The organism is Mesorhizobium sp., assembly GCF_017306585.1.
GTDB lineage: Bacteria > Pseudomonadota > Alphaproteobacteria > Rhizobiales > Rhizobiaceae > Mesorhizobium.
In genome coordinates this window covers 1-4,676 of the sequence record NZ_JAFKIC010000100.1, presented here as the reverse complement: position 1 = coordinate 4,676, position 4,676 = coordinate 1, and the positions used below count along the sequence as shown (strand labels likewise).

The window sequence follows — 4,676 nt, the reverse complement described above, 5'->3', positions numbered from 1 at the left end:
GTCGCTTCGCTCCTTGCTGCGCCCGTGGATGACGAAACAACATGGGCCTCGCTACCCCTAATGCACGGCCGCATACATGATCTTCTCCTCCGTGGCCTCCGCCGGCGAAAACTCCTCCACGATGCGTCCCTGGCGGCACACCAGAATCCGGTCGGACAGGTTCATGATCTCCGGCAGGTAGGACGAGATGACGACAACGGCCAAGCCCTCGTCGGCAAGCCGGTTGATGATCTGGTGGATCTCGGCGATGGCGCCGACATCGACGCCGCGCGTCGGCTCGTCGAAGATGACGATGCGAGGCTTCTGCACCAGGCCCTTGCCGATCACCACTTTCTGCTGGTTGCCGCCGGAAAGCTCGACCACGCGCGCATTGTCGTTGATCGCCCTGATGTTGAGCGTCTTCGTCCATTCGGCCGAAAGCTGCCGCATCTCCTGCTGGTTGATCACCCAGGCCTTTTCGCGGCCAGCCGCCAGCAGCCCGCCGAACAGGTTTTCGGCAATACCCATCGTCTCGAAGATGCCTTCGCTCTTGCGGTCCTCGGTGACGTAGACGATGCCGTCGGCCACCGCTTCGCTGGGCACGAGATAGCGCACGGGCCTGTCGTCTAGTTCGATCGTGCCGCCGCGCAGGAAGTCGCGCTTGTAGATGCCGGACACGATCTTGAAGGTCTCCGTGCGCCCGGAGCCGATCAGACCGAACACGCCTGTTATTTGGCCCTCGAAGATGGAGAAGGAATTGTTGCGCACGACATTGCTCATCGAAATGTCCTGCACCGACAGCACCTTCCTGCCGGCCTTGCGCAGTTTCGCCTCGTCGCGCTGGCGGTAGATCTGACCGGACAGCGTGCGCCCGACCATGGCCGCGACGATCCTGTCGCGGTCGAAGGCCGCCGTGTCGTCGGTGATGACCAGTTCGCCATCGCGCAGGATGGTGATGCGGTCGGCGATGGCGAGCGCCTCTTCCAGCGCATGGCTGATGAAGACGATGGACACGCCGTTCGCCTTCAGCCGCCGGATCAGCGCGAAGAAATGGCGCTTTTCCTCCGGCGTCAGCGTCGCCGTCGGTTCATCGAAGATGATGATCTCGGCATTGTGGTGGACGGCGCGCGCGATCTCGACCATCTGGCGCTTCGCCGCGCCCAGCGTCGCCACCATGGCGTTCGGGTCGACGGGAAAGTTCAGCGACTGCAGGAATTGCTGTGCCGAAATATACGTGCCGCGCAGCCGGTTGAGGAATTTCTCGGTCCCGAGATAGAGGTTCTGCGCCACCGTCATCGACGGCACCAGGCTGGTCTCCTGGAACACCATGGCAATGCCGGCCTCGAGTGCCGCATGCGGCGAGGCGTAGGCGATCTCGGCGCCCTTGTGGAACATCCTGCCCGACGTGGCGTCGACGACGCCGGCGATGATCTTGGTCAGCGTCGATTTTCCCGCGCCATTCTCGCCGAGCAAGGCGTGGATTTCGCCCTTGCGCAGATCGAACGTGACGTTCTTAACCGCGGGCACGCCGCGATAGTTTTTGGTGACGTTTTCCAGACGAACGATCGGTTCCATCAGAAACCTCCCGAAGCAAGGTCGACGGAAAGCACGCAGTCGCCGCCCTTCGAAGCGATGAACAGCCGGCCATCCTTTTCCGCCACGCTGCAGATGCCGTGGCGCGTGCCGTTGGCGCGGCTGTGCAGGCTGAATTGCGGCCGCATGGCCTGGTCCAGCTTGACCACCAGCCCGTAGGAGCGGCTGGGCGACCACGGCTTGTGGATGCCCATGGTGCGGATGCCGCCGCATTGCAGCGGTTCGAGAAAACTGCGGTTGGAGGCAAGCGCTGGCGCGATCCAGTAGGCCGGCGGAACCTGGTCGATCATGTCCTGCCGGTAGTGCGTTTCCTGCAGCACGAACTCGATCAGCCGGTTGCGCGGCGCAAACAGCGTCAGCCATGCGCCGCCGTCCGTCGCCGGCGCCAGTCGGGCTGGATAGCCGGGCAGATGCGCCAGCACCGTCGCTCGTTTGCCGTCCGCGCCCACGCGCAGAAGCTGGTGTCGCCAGCTTTCGCTGACCAGCACATCGCCGCCGACGGGATGCAGCCCGTAGGGAAAAGCGATGTCGCCAGCCACCTTGCGGAAATCGCCACCGGGCGCGCGCGCCCACAGCGAACCGGAAGCGCCCTTCTTCATCAGATCGGCCGCCCATTGCGACGGCGCGTGGTCAGCCGAGCCGTTGGCCAGCCACAGCGTACCGTCTTCGGCATAGGCGAGCGCGGTGATGCAGCGGACGCCGGCCGGGAGCGAAACCTCCCTGCCCGCGACCAGCAACTTGCCGCTCTCCAGTCCCACCGTCAGTTCGCCCGATGGCGACAGCGCCAATGCCGTGACGGGCGACTGACAAGTCTCGACCACGACAGGCACGGCGCCGGCGGCAAGGGCATGGATGGCGTTACCACCTGACGCCAGCAGCCGGCCGTCGGCTACCAGCAGATTGTCCGGTTCGGTGAGCTCCGCGAACGCAGACGCATCATCCAGCCGCGTGTTGGGCCGGAAGGCGCCATCCAGCGGTGGAATGGTCACGGCCTTGCCGCGAAAGACATCCAGGATCGGATCGAGGATCATGGCTTCGCGCCCCAGTAGGAAGCGGGGCTGGTCCAATCCGGATCGGCGCCCGAAATCTTGTAGCGGCCGATGCGGTTGTTGAGGATGCCGCCAACGAACAGAAAACCCTTGTGCTCGCGCATCGAGGTGACCATCGGATGCGCGCCGCCGGTGAGGTCGCCCAGCGCCTCGACGATGCCGCCCTTCTCGTTGAACTTCACCACGCCGCCGGTGTTGATGTTGGGGAACAGCCACTCGTCCTGCGGCAGCCGGCGCGTCATGCGCTTGCGCATGTCGGGGTGGCGCAGCGACAGGTCGAAGCTCGGTGTGCGCATGCCGAGCCACGCCATCCAGTAATTGCCGTCCGAAGCGCGGTTGATGTTGTCGGGATAGCCCGGCATGTCGCGGATGACGCATTCGGCGGTGCCGGCCTTCGGCCCTTCGAGCCAGTAGCGGTGCACGCGGCAGGCCCAGCTTTCTGCGAAGAACAGCGACTTGCCGTCATGCGCCATGCACACGCCGTTGGTGTAGCGGTAGCCGTCGAGCAGTGTCTTCGTCGAACCGTCCTTCGGGTCGTAGACCAGCAGCCGGCCGGTGGCGCGGTTCTCGATCGAGTCCAGCGCCCAGTCATGGGCGTCATAGCGCTTGGTCGAGTCCGTGAAATAGATGCGGCCGTCGGGTGCGATGTCGCAATCATTGGGGTCGCGCAGCCGCGCGTCGTCGACGATCGATGTCCATGACCGCGACGTCTCCGCCGACAGGCGTTTCACCTCCCGCTCCGGCGAAACGGAATAGAGCCCCATCGCGCCGACGCAGCTGATCAGGTTGCCTGATCTGTCGAAAGCCAGCCCCAGCGGGAAGCCGCCTATATGGGCAAACACCTCCGACCTGACATAGTCGGGTGCGAAGAAGCGGACGATCTCGCCATGACGCGTGCCGCAATAAAGGTGGTCGTCGCGGTCGAGGATGACGTCCTCGGGCCCTTCCAGTTCGCCGAGCCCGATATGGTCGGCCGACGATAGCCGGTTGTCGAGCTCGTATGGCGTGCCCGAGCCGGGCACGGCCGACTGCGTCTCGCCCATCTTGAGATAGACCGGTGCGACATAGACCTCGTTCAGCACCTTGTGACGGTTCTTCAGCCAGCGGATATCGATGGTGACGGCGACGGCCAGCATGATGCCGAGCACCATCTGGTTGGTGCCGGTGCCGTAGCCCAGCCGGATCAGGCCGTTCGTCATGGTCAGCACGATGATGGCGCCCATCAGGCCTTTCACAACCGAGCCGCGACCGCCGCCCAGGCTGACGCCGCCGACCACCGCCGCCGTCAGCGCCATGATCTCGAGGTTGAGGCCGGTGCCCGGGCCCGCCCCGCTTAAGCGGCATGCGATGAGGAAGCCGCCGATGGAAGCGCAGAAGCCGGAGAAGACATAGGTCATAAACACGGTGCGGCGCACGCGGATGCCGGCATTGTGCGCAGAGCGCCGCGAACCGCCCACGGCCAGCACATGCCAGCCGGGTCGCGAGCGCGTCAGCGCGACGTGCGTCACGACGGCCAGGATGATCGCCAGCCAGACCGAGACCGACAGGCCCCAGAATGTCCCGTCGCCGATGAAGTCGAGCACATTGGAACTCGCCTGGGAGAGCTGCACGTCGGCGGCGTAGGTGGTGACGAGAATGTCGAACAGCGCCCGCCCGAAGATGAAAGTGACCAGCGTGGTCAGGAAGGCGCGCAGCCTGAGATAGCCGACGAGGTAGCCATTGATGGCGCCGAACACGAGGCCCGTGGCCAGTGCCGCCACCAGTGCCAGCCAGATCGATTGTTCGAGGATGAAGAAGACATAGACGGCGGAGAAACACGACAGCGCGAAGATCGAGCCGACCGAGAGATCGATGCCGCCGCCCAGCATCACCACCGTCATGCCGGTGACCACCATGTAGAACTCGCCAAGCTGGCGGATGGCACCTACGGCGCCGTGGTGATGACCGATCTCGCCCGCCAGTCGGGCGACATGAACGCCATCATCAAGTTCCTGCTGCAGAGCGGCCAGCCGGCCGGCACCTCGCACACCTACATCTACACGCTGGAGAAGGCGA

The 4,676-nt window shown here is 64.7% G+C and carries 3 protein-coding genes and 1 pseudogene; 1 reads left to right on the top strand and 3 read right to left on the bottom strand.

Translation table 11 applies throughout. The features are described from left to right. Positions 1-57: 57 nt before the first annotated feature. The 3 genes from J0I79_RS03505 to J0I79_RS03495 are packed head-to-tail and all read right to left on the bottom strand — an operon-like array spanning position 58 to position 4,516. Entirely contained in the window at positions 58-1,554 is a 1,497-nt protein-coding gene (locus tag J0I79_RS03505; protein ID WP_292855335.1) for a sugar ABC transporter ATP-binding protein, read from the bottom strand. After that, the gene (locus tag J0I79_RS03500; protein ID WP_292855334.1) at positions 1,554-2,603 is read right to left on the bottom strand and encodes a hypothetical protein; all 1,050 of its coding nucleotides are present in this window, start codon (positions 2,601-2,603) and stop codon (positions 1,554-1,556) included. The genes J0I79_RS03505 and J0I79_RS03500 overlap by 1 nt, the downstream gene beginning before the upstream one ends. Further along, complete coding sequence (locus J0I79_RS03495; RefSeq protein WP_292855333.1) at positions 2,600-4,516, bottom strand: SMP-30/gluconolactonase/LRE family protein; 1,917 nt, start codon at positions 4,514-4,516, stop codon at positions 2,600-2,602. The genes J0I79_RS03500 and J0I79_RS03495 overlap by 4 nt, the downstream gene beginning before the upstream one ends. 12 nt (positions 4,517-4,528) lie before the next feature. On the opposite strand from J0I79_RS03495, the pseudogene J0I79_RS35095 reads away from it, so the two are divergent. Beyond that, positions 4,529-4,676: pseudogene (locus J0I79_RS35095) on the top strand (sugar ABC transporter substrate-binding protein); the annotation flags it as partial.

Coding starts and splice junctions, on each gene's coding strand:
- J0I79_RS03505 (WP_292855335.1), bottom strand. CDS start 1,554: ATGGAACCGATCGTTCGTCTGGAAAACGTCACCAAAAACTATCGCGGC.
- J0I79_RS03495 (WP_292855333.1), bottom strand. CDS start 4,516: ATGGTGGTCACCGGCATGACGGTGGTGATGCTGGGCGGCGGCATCGAT.
- J0I79_RS03500 (WP_292855334.1), bottom strand. CDS start 2,603: ATGATCCTCGATCCGATCCTGGATGTCTTTCGCGGCAAGGCCGTGACC.